At 60.4% G+C, this 15,284-nt stretch carries 9 protein-coding genes; 1 reads left to right on the top strand and 8 read right to left on the bottom strand.

Features of this window, described 5'->3' with window-relative positions; genetic code table 11:
- Positions 1 to 119: 119 nt before the first annotated feature.
- The 8 genes from MUN82_RS11350 to MUN82_RS11315 form a co-directional block, all read right to left on the bottom strand.
- The gene (locus tag MUN82_RS11350) at positions 120 to 3,473 is read right to left on the bottom strand and encodes a glycoside hydrolase family 2 TIM barrel-domain containing protein (RefSeq protein WP_245090245.1); all 3,354 of its coding nucleotides are present in this window, start codon (positions 3,471 to 3,473) and stop codon (positions 120 to 122) included.
- A 113-nt stretch (positions 3,474 to 3,586) separates the two neighbouring features.
- Entirely contained in the window at positions 3,587 to 6,067 is a 2,481-nt protein-coding gene (gene galB, locus MUN82_RS11345) for a beta-galactosidase GalB (protein WP_245090242.1), read from the bottom strand.
- A 188-nt stretch (positions 6,068 to 6,255) separates the two neighbouring features.
- Entirely contained in the window at positions 6,256 to 7,395 is a 1,140-nt protein-coding gene (locus MUN82_RS11340) for a glycoside hydrolase family protein (RefSeq protein ID WP_245090239.1), read from the bottom strand.
- A 25-nt stretch (positions 7,396 to 7,420) separates the two neighbouring features.
- Positions 7,421 to 10,162 carry a family 78 glycoside hydrolase catalytic domain gene (locus tag MUN82_RS11335; RefSeq protein ID WP_245090236.1) on the bottom strand — a complete coding sequence of 914 codons (2,742 nt, stop codon included), beginning with the start codon at positions 10,160 to 10,162 and terminating at the stop codon, positions 7,421 to 7,423.
- Positions 10,163 to 10,584: 422 nt separating this feature from the next.
- The gene (locus tag MUN82_RS11330) at positions 10,585 to 11,601 is read right to left on the bottom strand and encodes a zinc-binding alcohol dehydrogenase family protein (RefSeq protein ID WP_245090233.1); all 1,017 of its coding nucleotides are present in this window, start codon (positions 11,599 to 11,601) and stop codon (positions 10,585 to 10,587) included.
- Between the two features lie 198 nt (positions 11,602 to 11,799).
- Positions 11,800 to 12,588, bottom strand: a complete 789-nt coding sequence (locus MUN82_RS11325; RefSeq protein ID WP_245090230.1) for an SDR family oxidoreductase — start codon at positions 12,586 to 12,588, stop codon at positions 11,800 to 11,802.
- 9 nt (positions 12,589 to 12,597) lie between these two features.
- Positions 12,598 to 13,428, bottom strand: a complete 831-nt coding sequence (locus tag MUN82_RS11320; protein ID WP_245090227.1) for an amidohydrolase family protein — start codon at positions 13,426 to 13,428, stop codon at positions 12,598 to 12,600.
- The gene (locus tag MUN82_RS11315; protein WP_245090223.1) at positions 13,415 to 14,272 is read right to left on the bottom strand and encodes a fumarylacetoacetate hydrolase family protein; all 858 of its coding nucleotides are present in this window, start codon (positions 14,270 to 14,272) and stop codon (positions 13,415 to 13,417) included. Before MUN82_RS11315 ends, MUN82_RS11320 begins: the two co-directional genes overlap by 14 nt.
- Positions 14,273 to 14,538: 266 nt before the next feature.
- Here MUN82_RS11315 and MUN82_RS11310 point away from each other — a divergent pair, with 266 nt between their 5' ends.
- Complete coding sequence (locus MUN82_RS11310; RefSeq protein WP_245090220.1) at positions 14,539 to 15,048, top strand: DinB family protein; 510 nt, start codon at positions 14,539 to 14,541, stop codon at positions 15,046 to 15,048.
- Positions 15,049 to 15,284 lie beyond the last annotated feature (236 nt).

The following is a 15,284-nucleotide window of genomic DNA, read 5'->3' as shown; positions in this document are numbered from 1 at the left end:
GCATCTCTACCGCTGACGTTGCGCCTGTCGTGCGCCTCACCCTCCGGCCCCCTACCTCGCTTGATACGCGACATGAAAAGGAGAGGGGGAGCCAGATGCAGGGAGCCTAGTGTATGGGGTTAGCGTAGGGAACCGGTTGCTCCGGTCGGCGTGGTTTGCGGTGCAGTTTTGGTCGTTGGAGTGTTGAACCGGATACTTCTGGCCAGCGCCGATACATCAGCCTTCTTGCCGCTAACGGGCAACAGGTAGAAGCTGTATTGGTAAGGCTTGGACGGAATCTGGTACTTGTCGATGGGGGCGGCCTGGGCATCCCAACTGGTGTTGCCGCCCACGCCCATTTGCGCAAGGTCGATGTTCAGCGTGATGAAGCCGGCGTCCTTGAGCTTATTGGTGTGGCGGGCCGTTTGGATGTTCTTTTCCGTGAATGGCAGCGCGCTCATGCTCAGCAGCGAATCAGCCACTACCAGCAGGCCGGTGTTCTGCTTGTCGGTGAGCTGCATCCAGCGGATATCGGTGCGGTAGCCGAATTCCTGCGGCACTACGTAGGACTCGGCCGCGCCCGGCAGTGGTTGCGTGTAGATGCCCGCGTCGATGCCGTAGCGGCGGTCGATGTAGTTTTCCCAGGGGCCGCGGCCGTAGTAGCTCAGCTGGTCGTAGCTGCGCCGGATGCCGCACTGCATGCCCACTTTCGGGATGTTCGGCAGGCCGGCGGCCGGCGTAAGGGCGTAGTCTACTTTCAGCACGCCGTCGCCGTTCACGGTGTAGGTTACGCGCACCTTCGTGTTGCCGTCGATGAGGCTGTAGGTACTCGTGAGGCTGGCTGTGCCGGCTTGCGCCTTGTCAAGCGTCAGGTTTTCTAGCTTCGGCTCGGCGGTGTACCACTCCTTCAGCTTCTTATCGGCTTTCCAGCCGCGGCGGTCGTTGTCGGTGAGCGGGCGGGTAAAGTGGGGTAGGAGCGGAGCGGCTAGCTGCTCGGCACCGCGCTGGCTGTAGGAGGTCAGCGCGCCCGTGGCTTTGTCGATAATTACCTGGAAGTTTTTGCCGCTGAGCGTGTAAGCCTTGGCGTCGTCGCGCACGGCTACGGCCGGGAAGCTCTTGGCGGGTTTGGTAGGAGCCGCAACGCCAGTCAGGGCAAACTGATTGCTGGCTACTTCGTGGCCTTTGGCGGCCCAAACGGCCTGCTCCGGCAGCGTAAACGAAATGTTTGCCAGGTATTCCGCACCTGATTTCAGCTTCGGCAGGTAGGGCTTTAGGCTGATAGTAGTGTCGCGGCCAGCGGCCAAACGAATGCGCGGCAGCAGCTTGGTGCTAACCACGCGGCCGTCCTCGCGCACCGTCAGGGTAGCTACGTAATCGGCTACCGACTTCAGTGCGTGGCGGTTCGTGATTTTCAACAGCGACTTGCCGGCGTCAACCAACTCACTTTCAATCGGCTGATTCACGCGCTTGCACTCGTAAATCGCCGCCTTCGGATTGCCTTCCGAATCGACAATGCCCTTGATGGTGAAATCGTCGTAGTACTTCTCCTGGAAGTCGCCGCCGTAGGCGTAGTAGGCCGTGCCGGTGGAGTCGCGCTTCAGCAGGCCCTGGTCGCGGTACTCCCAAATGCAGCCGCCGATGACGCGCTTAGTGCTACGCCAGATGTCCCAGAACTCCTTCATGTTGCCGGTAGCGTTGCCCATGGAGTGGGAGTACTCGCAGAAGAAGATGGGGCGGTTGTCGCCGTTTTGCTGATTCGCCAGCAGCTCCGCGGTAAACAAGCCAGGGTACATGCGGCTGATCATGTCCACGTAGGGCTGGTCGCGCGGTACCTGAATGCGGTAGGCGTGGTTTTTCGGGTAATTCGGGTTCGACGGATCGATGTAGTCCTCGGCGTGATGGTCGCCCTGCGCGGGCTCGTAGTGAATGGGCCGCGTGATGTCGAAATCGTGCAGCCAGGCCGCCATAGCCGCGTGGTTCGGCCCGCGCCCCGACTCATTGCCCAGGCTCCAGAAGATGACGCTAGGGTGGTTTTTGTCGCGCAAAGCCATGCGCATGCTGCGCTCCTGGTAGGAGGTGGTCCAGGCCGGGTCGTTGCTCAGCTTCGAACCCAAGCCGTGCGTTTCCAGGTTGGCCTCGTCCATTACCAGAATGCCGTATTCGTCGCAGAGGTCGTAGAAGTACGGGTCGTTGGGGTAGTGGCTGGTGCGGATGCAGTTGAAATTGAACCGCTTAAGCGTCTCAACATCTTTGCGGATATCCTCCCGCGAAATGGCCATGCCCTTGGTCGGGTGGTGGTCGTGGCGGTTCACGCCGTAGAGGTAGGTCAGCTTACCGTTGATCAGCAGCTTGCTCGTCTGCTTGTCAAACTCGATGCTGCGGAAGCCTACCTTACAGCTCTTGCTTTCCAGCACCGCGCCGGTTTTGTCGGTCAGCGTGAGCACCAGCGTGTAGAGGTTCGGCGCTTCGTCGCTCCACTTCAGCGGGTTCTGAACAGTCGTTTCGAGCAGGCCAAACTTCGCATTGTCGAGGCGCGGGTAACGCTCGTTGATGACCCCATCGGCGGTGATTTGCAGTGCCTTATCCAGCACCGGCTTGCTCGCTTTGTCGTAGAGCTGGGCCTTCAGCTGGTAGCCGCTGATGTCGTTGTTGCCGGTCAGGTTTTCCAGGCGCGGACGTATGCTCAGCACGGCGTCCTTGTACTGCTTGTCCAGCTTGGCCTGCCAGTGAAAATCGGCAATGCGCATCTTAGGCTCGGCCAGCAGCAGCACCTCGCGGTGAATGCCGCTGGTGCGCCAGTGGTCCTGGTCTTCGAGGTAGGAGCCGTCGCACCAGCGCATTACCTGTACCGACACCACGTTTTCGCCCGCCTGCAGGTAGGGCGTCACGTTGAACTCCGAGGGTAGGCAGCTATCCTCGCCGTAGCCCAAAAATTTGCCATTGACCCACACCTTAAACGCCGAGCTAACCCCACCGAAGTGCAGGGTCACGTTCATGTTCTGCCAGCCGGCGGGCACGGTGAAGCTGCGCTGGTAGGAGCCCACCCCGTTGTAATCCTGCGGCACGAAGGGTGGGTTGACGGGCCGGAACGGGTACTTTGCGCTTTTGTAGATGGGCAGGTCGTAGCCGTTCATCTCCCAGTTAGCGGGCACAGCCAGCTGCTTCCAGCCACTCACGCGGCTTTTGTAGAAGTCCTTGGGCGCATCGGCCGGCTTCACGGCGAAGCTGAAGTCCCAGTTGCCGTTCAGCGACATCAGCCGCGTCGATTTCTCCCGGTCGCCGGCTAGGGCGCCTTGTTCAGTAGGGAAGGAGTAGGCCGTGGCACGGGCGGGGTCGCGATTCAACTCCGTGATTTGCGGGATTTGATAGCCGTCAGCTTCGTTGGGGTAGATGCGCGGCGGATTCGAGACGCCGGGGAAGAAATACACACTGGCTTCCTGCGCGTGCAGCAAGCTAGGTAACAGCAGCAGGGCCGCGCAGACGGCGCGCCTCACACCCCGGCGGACCTCACCCCCCGGCCCCCTCTCAGGAAGAGAGGGAGCCTGACGATTAGCTTGGATACCGTGAGGTGCTATGTTTTGCGGACTCATTGTTTGCTGCGGGTTACTCATTTGCTGGAAGTGCTTGCGGCGGTGGTAGCTTCCGCACTCTTGGAAAGCGAAGCGGCGGACGTGCTGCCGCTCTTGATGGTGATGCTGGCGGGCGCCAAGCCTTCGGCAGTAGCCTGAAGCGTGATGGTGCCAGTCTGCTCAGTGCTTTGGACAATGGCCAAGCACATACCGTTGTACGCCTTGCGCGTATCGGCTTTAAAGGGTTCCAGGCTGGCCTGGTAGCCGTTGTCGACGCCGGCAATCAGGCCGGGGCCGCCTAGGTTGAATTTCACCTGGTTAGCGGCATCGGGCACCAGATTACCTTGCGCATCGAGCACCCGCACCGTCACGAACGACAGGTCCTTGCCGTCGGCCTGAATGCTGCCGCGGTCAGCCACCAGCTCTATTTTGGCGGCTTGGCCGGCGGTTTTGATGGTGCGCGTGAGGACGGTTTTGCCGCCTTTGCGCGAAATGGCCTGCAGCGTACCGGGCGCGTAGGGCACGCGCCACATCACGTGCAGGTCGTCGGGCTGCTTCTTGCGTATGCCCAGCGACTTGCCGTTGAGCAACAGCTCCACTTCGTCGGCCTGGCTGTAGTAGGCCCACACGTCCACAGTTTGGCCGGGGCGCCAGTTCCAGTGCGGCAGTAGGTGCAGCACGGGTTTGTCGGTCCACTCGCTCTGGTAGAGGTAGTAGGCATCCTTCGGGAAACCGGCCAAATCAATAATGCCGAAGTAGGAACTGCGCGCCGGCCAGGGGTAGGGCAGTGGCTCGCCGAGGTAGTCGAAGCCCGACCAGATGAATGTACCGGTCATGTGCTTGTTCTGCTTGATAGCCCGCCAGGCCGGTTCGTGCGTGGAGCCCCAATACGGCCGGGCATTGTCGTACGACGAGGCCGTGAAGTCGGGGTTGCCGTTGGTGAGCTTGGTTTTGCCATCCTTCGGCCAGATGCGGACGCTATCTGACGGCAGATCGTAGTGGCCGCGGGTTTCGAAGGCCGCGGCGGTTTCGGTAGCTAAGAAGATCTGGCCGGGGAAACGCTTGGGTAGCTCGGGGTAGCCTTCGTGCTTGTAGTTGAAGCTCAGCACGTCGAGCACGCCCGCCTGCGACATGTAATTCTTGTCGGGTTCCTGCTCCGTCAGCGCCGAGGTTACGGGGCGGGTAGTGTCGAGACGCTTCACGGTGGCGGTCAGCTCCTTGGTAAGGCGCGTGCCGGTGCTGTCGAACTGCTCCCGAATTTCATTGCCGATGCTCCACATAAACACCGACGGATGGTTCCGGTCGCGGCGCACCATGTCTTCCAGGTCGCGGCGGTGCCACTTCGGGAAGTCGAGGTGGTAGTCCTTGCCGTTCTTCTTCTTCTGCCACTGGTCGAAGGCTTCGTCCATCACCAGAAAGCCCATTCGGTCGCAGAGGTCCAGCAGCTCCGGCGCGGGCGGGTTGTGCGACATGCGAATGGCGTTGCAACCCATGTCGCGCAGCATCTGCAGCTGGCGCTCGGCGGCCCGCACGTTGAAGGCCGCACCCAAGGCCCCCAAGTCGTGGTGCTGGTTGACGCCCAGTATGCGCATCGGCTCGCCGTTCAGCGAGAGGCCCTTCTGCACGTCGAAGTTTATATAGCGGATGCCCAGTGGCGTTTCGTATTCATCGACAGCTTTCTTGCCATCGAGAATGCGCGTCTGCACGCGGTACAGGTAGGGCTGCTTCACCGACCACAGCTGCGGCTGTTTCAGGCTGATGGTCTGCGCTATCAGCGTAGTCGAGTCCGTCAGCTTCACCTTATCCGATACCTGTTGCGCTACCGGGCTACCCTTAGCATCGAGCACCACCGTTTCCACCCGCACCGGCCGCCGCGTGCCCGCCGTGTTACGAATAGTGGTTTTCACATCAATAGTGGCGGCATCCTGGCTCACCTGTGGTGTCGTCACGAAGGTACCCCAGTGGTCAACGGCTACCTTGTTGGTCATTACCAGCCGCACGTTCCGGTAAATACCCGAACCGGTGTACCAGCGCGAGTTCGGCTGCGCCGAGTTATCAACGCGCACAGCCAGCACGTTGGGCTGGCCAGCAGGCCGCAGGTGCGGCGTCAGGTCGTAGCGAAAAGAGATGTAGCCGTTGGGGCGCTTGCCGAGCAGTTGGCCGTTCAGCCAAACCTCGCTGTTCTGGTACACCCCGTCGAACTCGATGTAGACCTTTCGGTCCTTCACAGCCGGCAACGTGAATGACTTGCGGTACCAGCCTATGCCGGTAGGCAGCCCACCGCCTTCCGGCTTAGCCGGGTTTTTCTCGTCGAACTTACCTTCGATACTCCAGTCGTGCGGCAGCGTGAGCGGGCGCCAGTTGGCATCATTGAAGCCCGCGTCTTTGGCCTGCGTTTCGTCGCCGAGGTAGAACTTCCAGCCTTTGTTGAACTCCACTACCTGGCGCGGCTCCAGCCGTGGCTTCGCGGCGGCTTGGAGGGTGAGAAGGAGTAGTAGTAGGAAGGAAAGGAAGCGCATGAGTTGGTTGTTCTGGTGGGCGCCTCACCCCCCGGTCCCCTCTCCGAAAAGGGAGAGGGGGAGCCCCGGCGGCGCGAGCAGCGTTTGGCAGTTTTGTGTTGTGCTTGGTATTCTATCTATCCTGTTTCGTTCGGCTCCCCCTCTCCCTTTTCGGAGAGGGGACCGGGGGGTGAGGCGAACCGTTCGGGCTACTTTGCCTCCTTTTTCTTCTTCACTGGCGGCGCGATGAAGTTCACCGTGCTCTTGCCCAGGTCCTTCGAGGTAGCCACGGCAATGCCGCGCTGGTCGGGCTTATTCACGGCGCAGTAGTAGTGGTACACCACGCCCTTGTGCTTCACTACAAATGACTTGTGCGCAAACAGTTCGTCGTAGGGCTCGGAGGGCTCTACCAGGTTCTTGCCGCTCCAGTCGGTCCAGTTAACGAGGTCGTAGGAGCAGGCGAAGCGGTTCACGGCCCCCGTTACGCCGGGGTAGAAGGCACCGAAGTAGAACATCACATACAGGCCTTTGTCAACTCCATCCAGCTGCTGAATGTAGGCGTCGCCGGTGATGCCTTTGTGGTGGTTCAGCACGGGGTTGCGCAGGTAGCGCTGCCAGTGCACCATGTCATCCGACACGGCCATGCCGATGCGCTCAGCACCGCGCTTGGTGTCCAGCGAGTCGCCGTTGGCGTTGTAGTACATCACAAAGGGGTGGCCGGTCAGCTTCGATTTATCCCAGATAACCGAGCTTTTGTAGATGGTGTGGTTTTCCCACCAGCGCACGTCGGCATCGTCTGGGCGCAGCACGGGCTGGGGTAGGCGTTGCCATGGGTGCACGGTGGTGGGGTCCTTCTCAGTGTAGGCCATACCGATGGACAGCAGGCCCTTCTCGTAGCCGCGCGACTTGCCGCCGAAATACGACATCCAGTACTTGCTCTGGTAGGGCTGCCACTTGTAATTACCGCCCCACTTGTACTCCTGCAACGCTACGTAGCCGGCCTTCTGGTTGGTGTCCCAATCAGTGGTGTCGGTGAAGGCCATGATCTTGCCCTTGTTTTCCCACTTCAGCAGGTCCTTGCTCTGCGCCAGCCAGGTTTCGTAGCCACGGCCGTCGTAGATGATGTAGGTCATGTACCACTTATTGCCCTTGCGGAACACGCTCGGGCAATCCATTTTCTTCTGGTTGTCGTCGGTGACGAGCACTAGGCCGTACTTGTAAGGCGTCTTCACCTCCTCGTACACCTTCTGCATCACATCAGCAGACACTTCCTTCGGCTTCGATTGCGCCTGAGCAAACGTCTGGCTCAGCAGCCCGGCGAGTAGTAAGCAGGTATGTTTCAGTTTCATATGGATGCGAGGGGTAGGGACGGAGTTAGTTGGAGCTGGTAGGCGGCGTGCTGACTAGGAAGCGGTACGTGCCCGACCCTACCCCTACTCGCGCCCGACCATCGGCCACGCCCAGTATCTTCAGCTCCGGACGCTGCGCCAGCGGCTGACCGCTTTCGGTAATAGTAGAAGCCGCCGTAGCGGGCAGGTACACGGTAGCGGTGGTGTTGGCTGGAATGGTAGCCGTCAGCTCAAAGCCGGCGGCCGTTTTTTTCCACTCATCGGCAATCAACCCGTAGGGCGAATGGTAGCTGGCCTTCGCGCTAGTGACGTCGCCCACTGGCTCGGGCCGAATGTCAATCTTGTTGAAGGCCACAGACCCCTCGGCCGGCCGGATGCCAGCTAAGCCGCCATAAAACCATTCCATCAAGTGCCCCAGCATCAAGTGGTTGTTGGAAACCGTGGGTAGGGCCGCCCACGATTCCGTCAGGGCTGTGGCGCCCTGGGCGAGCTGGTAGCCGTAGCCGGGCACGTCGGAGCGGTTGTTCATAGTGAAAATGACGTCGGAACGGCCGGCGTCTTCCAGTACGCGCAGCACGTAGCGGTAACCGATGTCGCCGGCCGTGAGGGCGTTGTCGCGGCTCTGGATGTCGCGCACCAGGTTTTCAACTACCGCGACTTTATCTTTTCCCTCCACCAAGCCCATATACACGGCCATGGCGTTGGCAGCCTGGCTGCCGGTGGCGTATTGCTTGGTGCTGGGGTTGAAGAACTTCTGGTTGAATGCTTTCCGTACTTCGCCAGCCAACTGCTCGTAGCTGGTGGCCTCGGTGGTTTTGCCGAGGAGGCGGGCTATCTGGGCCAGAATGGTAAGGTCGTGGTAGTACATGGCCGTGCCGGTTACGCCCATGGGCGTTTGCTGAGAAGTTCCCGGCGGCTTAGGGCCTAGGTCGTACCAGTCGCCCAGGCCTTTGCTGTTGATGTGGTCTTTGGCCTGCGTGCCGAGGTAGGCCACGTAGCGCTGCATCATGGGGTAGGCGTCGCGCAAAACCTGCTGGTCGCCGTACCACTGATACACATACCAGGGCAGCAGCACACTGGCGCTGCCCCACTCCGGCGAGTCGCGGAAAATGTCGCCGCCCCACTCAAACTTCACATACTCGGGCGCAATTTCCGGCACCAGGCCGCTCGGCAGTTGCGAGGCCTGCATGTCCTGAATGGTTTTACGGCAGAGTGTGGCAATGTCGTAGTTGTAGCGCATAGAAGCGCCCATCAGGTGGGTTTCCTCCAGCCAGCCCAGCTTTTCGCGGTGAGGGCAGTCGGTGAACACGCTGGCTAGGTTGCTCTTGATGGCCCAGTCAATCAGTGTATTGGTTCGGTTGAATAGGTCATTCGAACACGAAAACTCGCCCACGCGGGGCGCGGCGTTGCGGGTATGCAAGCTGGTCAGGCTTATAATTTCCGGCCGACCATTGGAGTTGGCTTCGCCCTTGGGTACGCCGCCTGTTACCTGCGCGTAGCGGAAACCGTAGTAGCTGAACCGCGGCCGCCAGGTTTCCACCCCGTCGCCCTTCAAGATGTAAGTGAAGTAGTAGGGCCGGCCGCTGTTTTTCTGCGTGGCGGTGCCGTCGGCGGCCAGCAACTCGGCGGGAGCAATGCGCACCGTATCGCCGCGGTGGCCGCGTACTTGCAGCTCCACAATGCCGGAGACGTTCTGGCCGAAGTCGTACACCCATTGGCCGGGCGTGGGCTGCGTAACCCGCTGGGGTTGAAAGGTGTCGAACACCTGCAACGGCTCCTGCTGCTGGGCCAGCAACTCCGGCGGACCAGCTACGGGTAGGGCCGCTTTCCAGCTGTTGTCGTTGAAACCGGGGGTAGCCCAGCCGGGTTGTTCTAGAGTAGCGTTATAATCCTCGCCGCCGTAGATGCTGCTGAAGGTGATGGGGCCGGGCGCGGTTTTCCAGGATTGGTCGCTGACGATATCCTGCCGGGAGCCGTCCTTGTATTCAACAGCCAGTCGACAAATCAGCTTGGGGTAGCCGAAAGCTACTTTCAGCTTACGGAAACGACCCTTCACGGGCGGCACGTAGTAGAAGCCATTGCCAAGCAGCACACCCAGGGCATTCGAGCTTTTGCGCACCTGCTTGGTCACGTCGAAGGTCACGTATTGAGCCTGTTGATCGTACTTGGTCCAGCCGGGGTCGAGGAAGTGGCTGCCGACTTTCTGACCGTTCAGCACAGCTTCAAACTGTCCCAACCCACTGATAAACAGCGTGGCTGACTTCACCTTTTTGCGAGCCGCAAACTCCTTGCGCAGCAACGGCAGCACGTTGTTGTCGTTGTACGTATCTTTTTTGCCGTCTACAGGCAGCACGTTCACGTGCTGTTCGGGCAGTTTTTCGTAGCCAATCCACTGCGCGCCTTGCCAGTCCGAGGCCGCAAATAGGCCCGTATGCCACGCTGCCCCCGCCGACCACCCCGACTCCTGGCCGTGGTTGTCCCAGGTTTTTACTTTCCAGTAGTAGGTTTTATTGGGTTCCAGGGGCCGGCCGGCGTAGCGTACCTGAATGGAAGCCGGCGAGGTGGTTTTCTGCGAATCCCACACGTTGCCGACGTTTTTGGCGAGGCTTTTCTCGCTGTCGGCTACGAGGATGCGGTAGGCCGTTTGGGTGGTATTGCGCTGGTCGGAAGCCAACTCCCAACTTAGGGCCGGCGTGCGGCTTTGTATGCCCTGCGGAGCCGACTGGTCATTGCAGTGCAGTTGAGAAACCGTCAGGCGTTGAGCCACAACGGCCACGGCATGAAGCTGTAGAAAACAGCAGCAAAGAAGGGTAGGGAAAAATGAGCGGCCGTTATAGAAGGAAAAAGGAAACCGCATCATGTACGCTAGTCAGGGGCTGGCAAATCAGGTCATACTAATGCGCGACGAGTGGCCGGGTAGGAACTCAGCCTCCACGGCGCGCAGAAAATGGCTCGGGCCAGACGTACCCAAAAGCGGTTTCAGAGTCGGAATACGTGTCCGCACCGCCATGGCGCAAGCTGCGTATACCGCTCCGAAACTGCTAAAATGGGCCTCTTGCACAGCCTCTACAAAGTTAAATTCCTGGCTATGGCGCTTGTCCTACCCGTTAGCATGTTGTTGTAGGATGTTAGCACAGGTAGCATCCAGGCGGCGCCACATCAACCCAAGATGGTACCAAGCCCAACGGCCTACCCGGCTTCTATCATGGCCTTGATGACGCCCGTGCTGGGGTCGAGCCAGCTGGCAAATACGTCCTTGGCCTGCCCAAAAGGCACGCGGTGGGTGATGTAGGTGGCAGGCTTCACCAACCCCTGGTGCATGGCGTGCAGCACGTGTTCAAAATCGGCGCGGGTGGCGTTGCGACTGCTCATGAGCGTGGCTTCACGCTTGTGAAACTCGGGGTGCGAAAAGCTGATGTCGCCTTTCTGCAACCCTACCAGCACAAAACGCCCGCCGTGGGCCAGGTACTGAAACGCATTATTGATGGCCCGCTGGCTGCCCGTAGCATCAATCACCACCGTGGGCATATCGCCGTGGGTGATGTGGCGCAGTTGCTCGGCCACGTCTGCATCGGCGGCGTTGATGGTGTGCGCCACGCCGAGGGCGGTACGACAAAAGTCTAGGCGCTGCTCGTTGAGGTCGAGGGCAATAACGTGCGCACCAGCAATGCGGGCAAACTCCATCACGCCCAACCCAATGGGGCCGGCGCCCACCACTAGCACAAACTCGCCGGGCTGCACTCCGGCCCGGCGCACGCCGTGCGCTCCAATAGCCAGCGGCTCCACCAAGGCTAACTCATCGAAGCTGAGGCCATTGCCGTGCACCAGCGCGGCGGCGGGTACGGCTAGCAGCTCCGTCATGCCACCATCGAGGTGCACGCCGCATACTTGCATTTGCACGCAGCAATTGGGTAGGCCGCGCCGGCAGGCAATGCATGTGCCGCAGCCGAAGTAGGGAATGAACGTAACCGCTTCGCCGACCCGAAAATCGGTGGCGTCGCCGGGGTCTACTATTTCGCCGGCCAACTCGTGGCCCAGCACGCGGGGGTAGGAAAAGAAGGGTTGCGTGCCCTCAAACGCGTGCAGATCGGTGCCGCAGATGCCAATACGACGGATGCGCAGCAGGGCATAGCCCGGGCGCAGAGTAGGGGCGGGGCGATGCTCGTAGGCGAGTTGGGTAGGCGCGGAGCAAACAAGTGTATTCACGGGTAGTACGTAGGATGATACAGCGGCAAGCTATAGATAGGTGAAGATGGTGCGGGGCTGTGCCCCGTGTCTACTAGGCACAGGCCTCTGTCCTGTACCGCTAGAACAATACTCCTGGTGGCGCAGACGACGGCAGGCCAGAGGCCTGCCACTATAGTAGACACGGGGCACAGCCCCGCGCCATCTATACATCAGCATTTAGGCGTTGGCGAGGGCGCGGTCGAGGTGCACGTAGCCGCCATCCACGTGCACAATCTGGCCGGTGGTGTGGCTGCTACGCGGCGACAGTAGGAAGGCGGTGGTGTTGGCAATTTCCTCAGCCGTAGTCATGCGATTTTCCAGCGGAATCTTGCTGGTGATTTCGTGGAGCTTTTCCTCGGGATTGGGTAGGGTTTGAATCCAGGTTTCGTAGGCGGGCGTCCAGCACTCGGCCACCACCAGAGCATTCACCCGGATGCCGTATTTCAGCAATTCCACCGCCCACTCGCGGGTGAGGGCATTGCGGCCGCCGTTGGCCGCGGCGTAGGCCGAGGTGTTGCCCTGGCCCGTTTCGGCGGTTTTAGAAGTGATGTTTACAATAGCACCTTTCGACTTCTTCAGCTCCGGCAATGCGTGGTGGGCCAGCAGATAGTAGTGCACCATGTTGCGGTGCAGGCTGCGCATAAACAGCTCATACGTACCGTGTTCCAGGCTCACGCCGTCGTTCACGCCGGCATTGTTGACGAGACCATCTACGCGGCCAAACTGTTCCACCACGGCTTGCACGGCGCGGGCGCACTCGGCAGGATCTGATAGCTCGGCGGCTACCTGACCCGCCCGCCCGCCCGCGGCGGTTACGTCGGCTACCACCCGCTCGTTATCCGCCGCGTTGCGCCCGATGATAACCGGAATGGCCCCCTCCGCGGCCAGCACTCGCACAATGCCCTCGCCGATGCCCTTGGCCCCGCCGCTGACGATAATAACCTGATTTTGAAGTTGTAAATCCATGGTGGGAAATTAGAGACGGTAGAAAGCGGTGGCATTTTCGCCCCAAAACTGGGCTTGCTCGGCTGCCGAAAAAGTGCGGAGGTAGTCTTCAACCAGCTCTACCATGCGGGCGTAGCCGCCGGCCACGTTGCACACCGGCCAGTCGGAGCCAAACAGGAGCCGCTCCGGCCCAAAAGCTTCGAACACTACATCAAGGTAGGGATGGAAGTCCTGGGGCTGCCAGCGGAACCAGTCGGCCTCCGTCACCATACCCGACACTTTGCACAGCACGTTTTCGTGCGCGGCCAGCGCCCGGATGTCGGTGGCCCAGGGCTCCAGCTCGCCAGCCTTGATGAGAGGCTTAGCCAGGTGGTCGACCACGAAGGACTGGGTAGAGAAGGCCTCGGCCAGCTCGGCGGCGTAGCCAAGCTGGTCGGGTAAAATCAGTAGATCGTAGGTGAAGCCTGCGTCGAACAACGCCGCCAGTCCGCGCCGAAACGCAGGTTGCAGCATTAGGGCGCGGTCGGCCTCGCCCTGCAACACGTGCCGAAAGCCTTTCAGCTTCTCGAATTGCGCGTAGTGCGCTAGCCGCTCGGCCACGTTGTCGGCTTGCAAATCCACCCAGCCCACCACGCCCCGAATGAAGGCGTGCTCCTCGGCCAGCGTCAGCAGCCAATCGGTTTCGTCTTCGCTCTGGCTGGCCTGCACCGCCACGCAGCCATCCAGGTTGTGCTGTTGGAGCAGCGGTTCCAGATCGGAGGGTAGGAAGTCGCGCCGGATGGCGCCCATGTCGGACGTTATCCAGGCGTCGCGCACGGCGTCGAAGTGCCAGAAATGCTGGTGGGCGTCAATTCTGGCCATATGCTTTCACCTGCTGACGGGACGTGCCCAGGCCGTCGATACCTAACTCCACCACGTCGCCGGGCTTGAGGTACACGGGCGGGTTGAAGCCCAGCCCTACCCCGGCTGGCGTGCCGGTGGAGATGATGTCGCCGGGCAGCAGGGTCATAAACTGGCTGAGGTAGGAAATCAGGAAGGGAATCTTGAAAATGAGGTTGGCCGTGGTGCCGTCCTGCATCATTTTGCCGTTCACCGACAACCACAAACGCAGATTGTCCACGTCGCCTACCTCGTCGGGGGTAGCCAGAAACGGGCCTACCGGCGCGAAGGTGTCGCAGCCTTTGCCCTTGTCCCAGGTGCCGCTGCGCTCCAGCTGAAACTCCCGCTCCGACACGTCGTTGTGCAGGGTGTAGCCGGCAATGTAGTCGGCCGCGTCGGCCTCTTCCACGTAAGAAGCGCGCTTGCCAATCACCACGGCAAGCTCCACTTCCCAGTCGGTTTTTACCGAGTTTTTGGGGATGATGATGTCGTCGTGCGGGCCGATGTAGGAGGTGGTTGATTTCATGAACAGCACCGGCTCGGGCGGAGGCATGGCGCCAGTTTCCTTGGCGTGGTCGGCGTAGTTGAGGCCGATGCACAGGATTTTAGATGGCCGGGCCACTGGTGGGCCTAGCCGCTCACCATCGGCGAGGGGCGTGAGCTGGCCTTCGTGTGCCTGTACAAACTCGGCAAGGCGTTGTAAGCCGTTGTTAGCAAAGAATGCCTCATTGTAGTCCTCGCCAAACGCCGACACGTCGTAGGGCTGGTCGTGGAGCAGAATGCCGGGTTTTTCGTGGCCGGGCTGGCCGTAGCGGATCAGTTTCATGCAAGCAGGAAAAGAAAGAATAGAGCGTTTCGGGCCGCATACTATCAAAAAATCGACAAGTGCAGGCCCATTCTGGCTTCTGAGCCGACAAGCTACGGCCCGCAATGCGGCCTACTCTCCTGGCCCGTCCTGTGCAGCAAAAGCGCACTAAACAGCCGAAAACGGATGCAAAGGCGCCTAGTAGGATAAGGTCCGCTAGGTCCCAACCCATAACTTTTTACGAGTTTTAGGTTTAATTAATCTGCTTTCACTTTTTACCACCACGTATGCATACCTCCTCCGTCCAGCAGAATATCCTGAGCGAACTGGACCACGAACTGGCGAGCACCCGCCGAGTACTAGAACGCGTACCCCATGACCAGGCCGACTACCGCCCACACCCCAAGAGCATGACGCTCTGGCAACTGGCCACGCACGTCGTGAACCTGCTGGCGTTCAAGCAGCTATTCGTGCAGCACGCCTCCCGGGACTTTCTCGACCCTAATGGCCCCAAGCCCGGCCCCACGCCCACCAGCCAAGAGGAATTGCTGGCGCGCTTCGACGAGTACAGCGCTACCCTGCGCCAAGCCCTGCAAGCCACCGACGACGAACAACTGACCGACAGTTTCCGCCTGCACCGCGGCGAGCATACCTTGTTCGACTGGCCCAAAGCCACCGCCATCCGCCTGATGGGCCTCAACCACAGCATTCATCACCGCGGCCAGCTCACCGTGTACCTGCGCCTGCTTGATATACCAATACCTGGCCTCTATGGCCCCAGCGCCGACGAGCAGTAATACTGCTAGTGATGGCCCAGTAATAGCGCGGGGCTGTGCCCCGTGCTAATTATGCGCAGGCCTCTGGCCTGCTGTCGTCCGCGCCATAAGGAGCTAAGTACATAAGCTGTCGTGCAGACGTGTAGGCCAGAGGCCTACCAAGCTAGTAGACACGGGGCACAGCCCCGCGCCATCATCGTACTACTTGTAACGCAAAGCGGCCGTTCAGCTTAAGTTGAACGGCCGCTTTGCGTTAC

This window comes from Hymenobacter aerilatus, from assembly GCF_022921095.1.
Classification (GTDB): Bacteria; Bacteroidota; Bacteroidia; order Cytophagales; family Hymenobacteraceae; genus Hymenobacter; species Hymenobacter aerilatus.
This window is presented reverse-complemented; position numbering and strand designations above follow the sequence as displayed.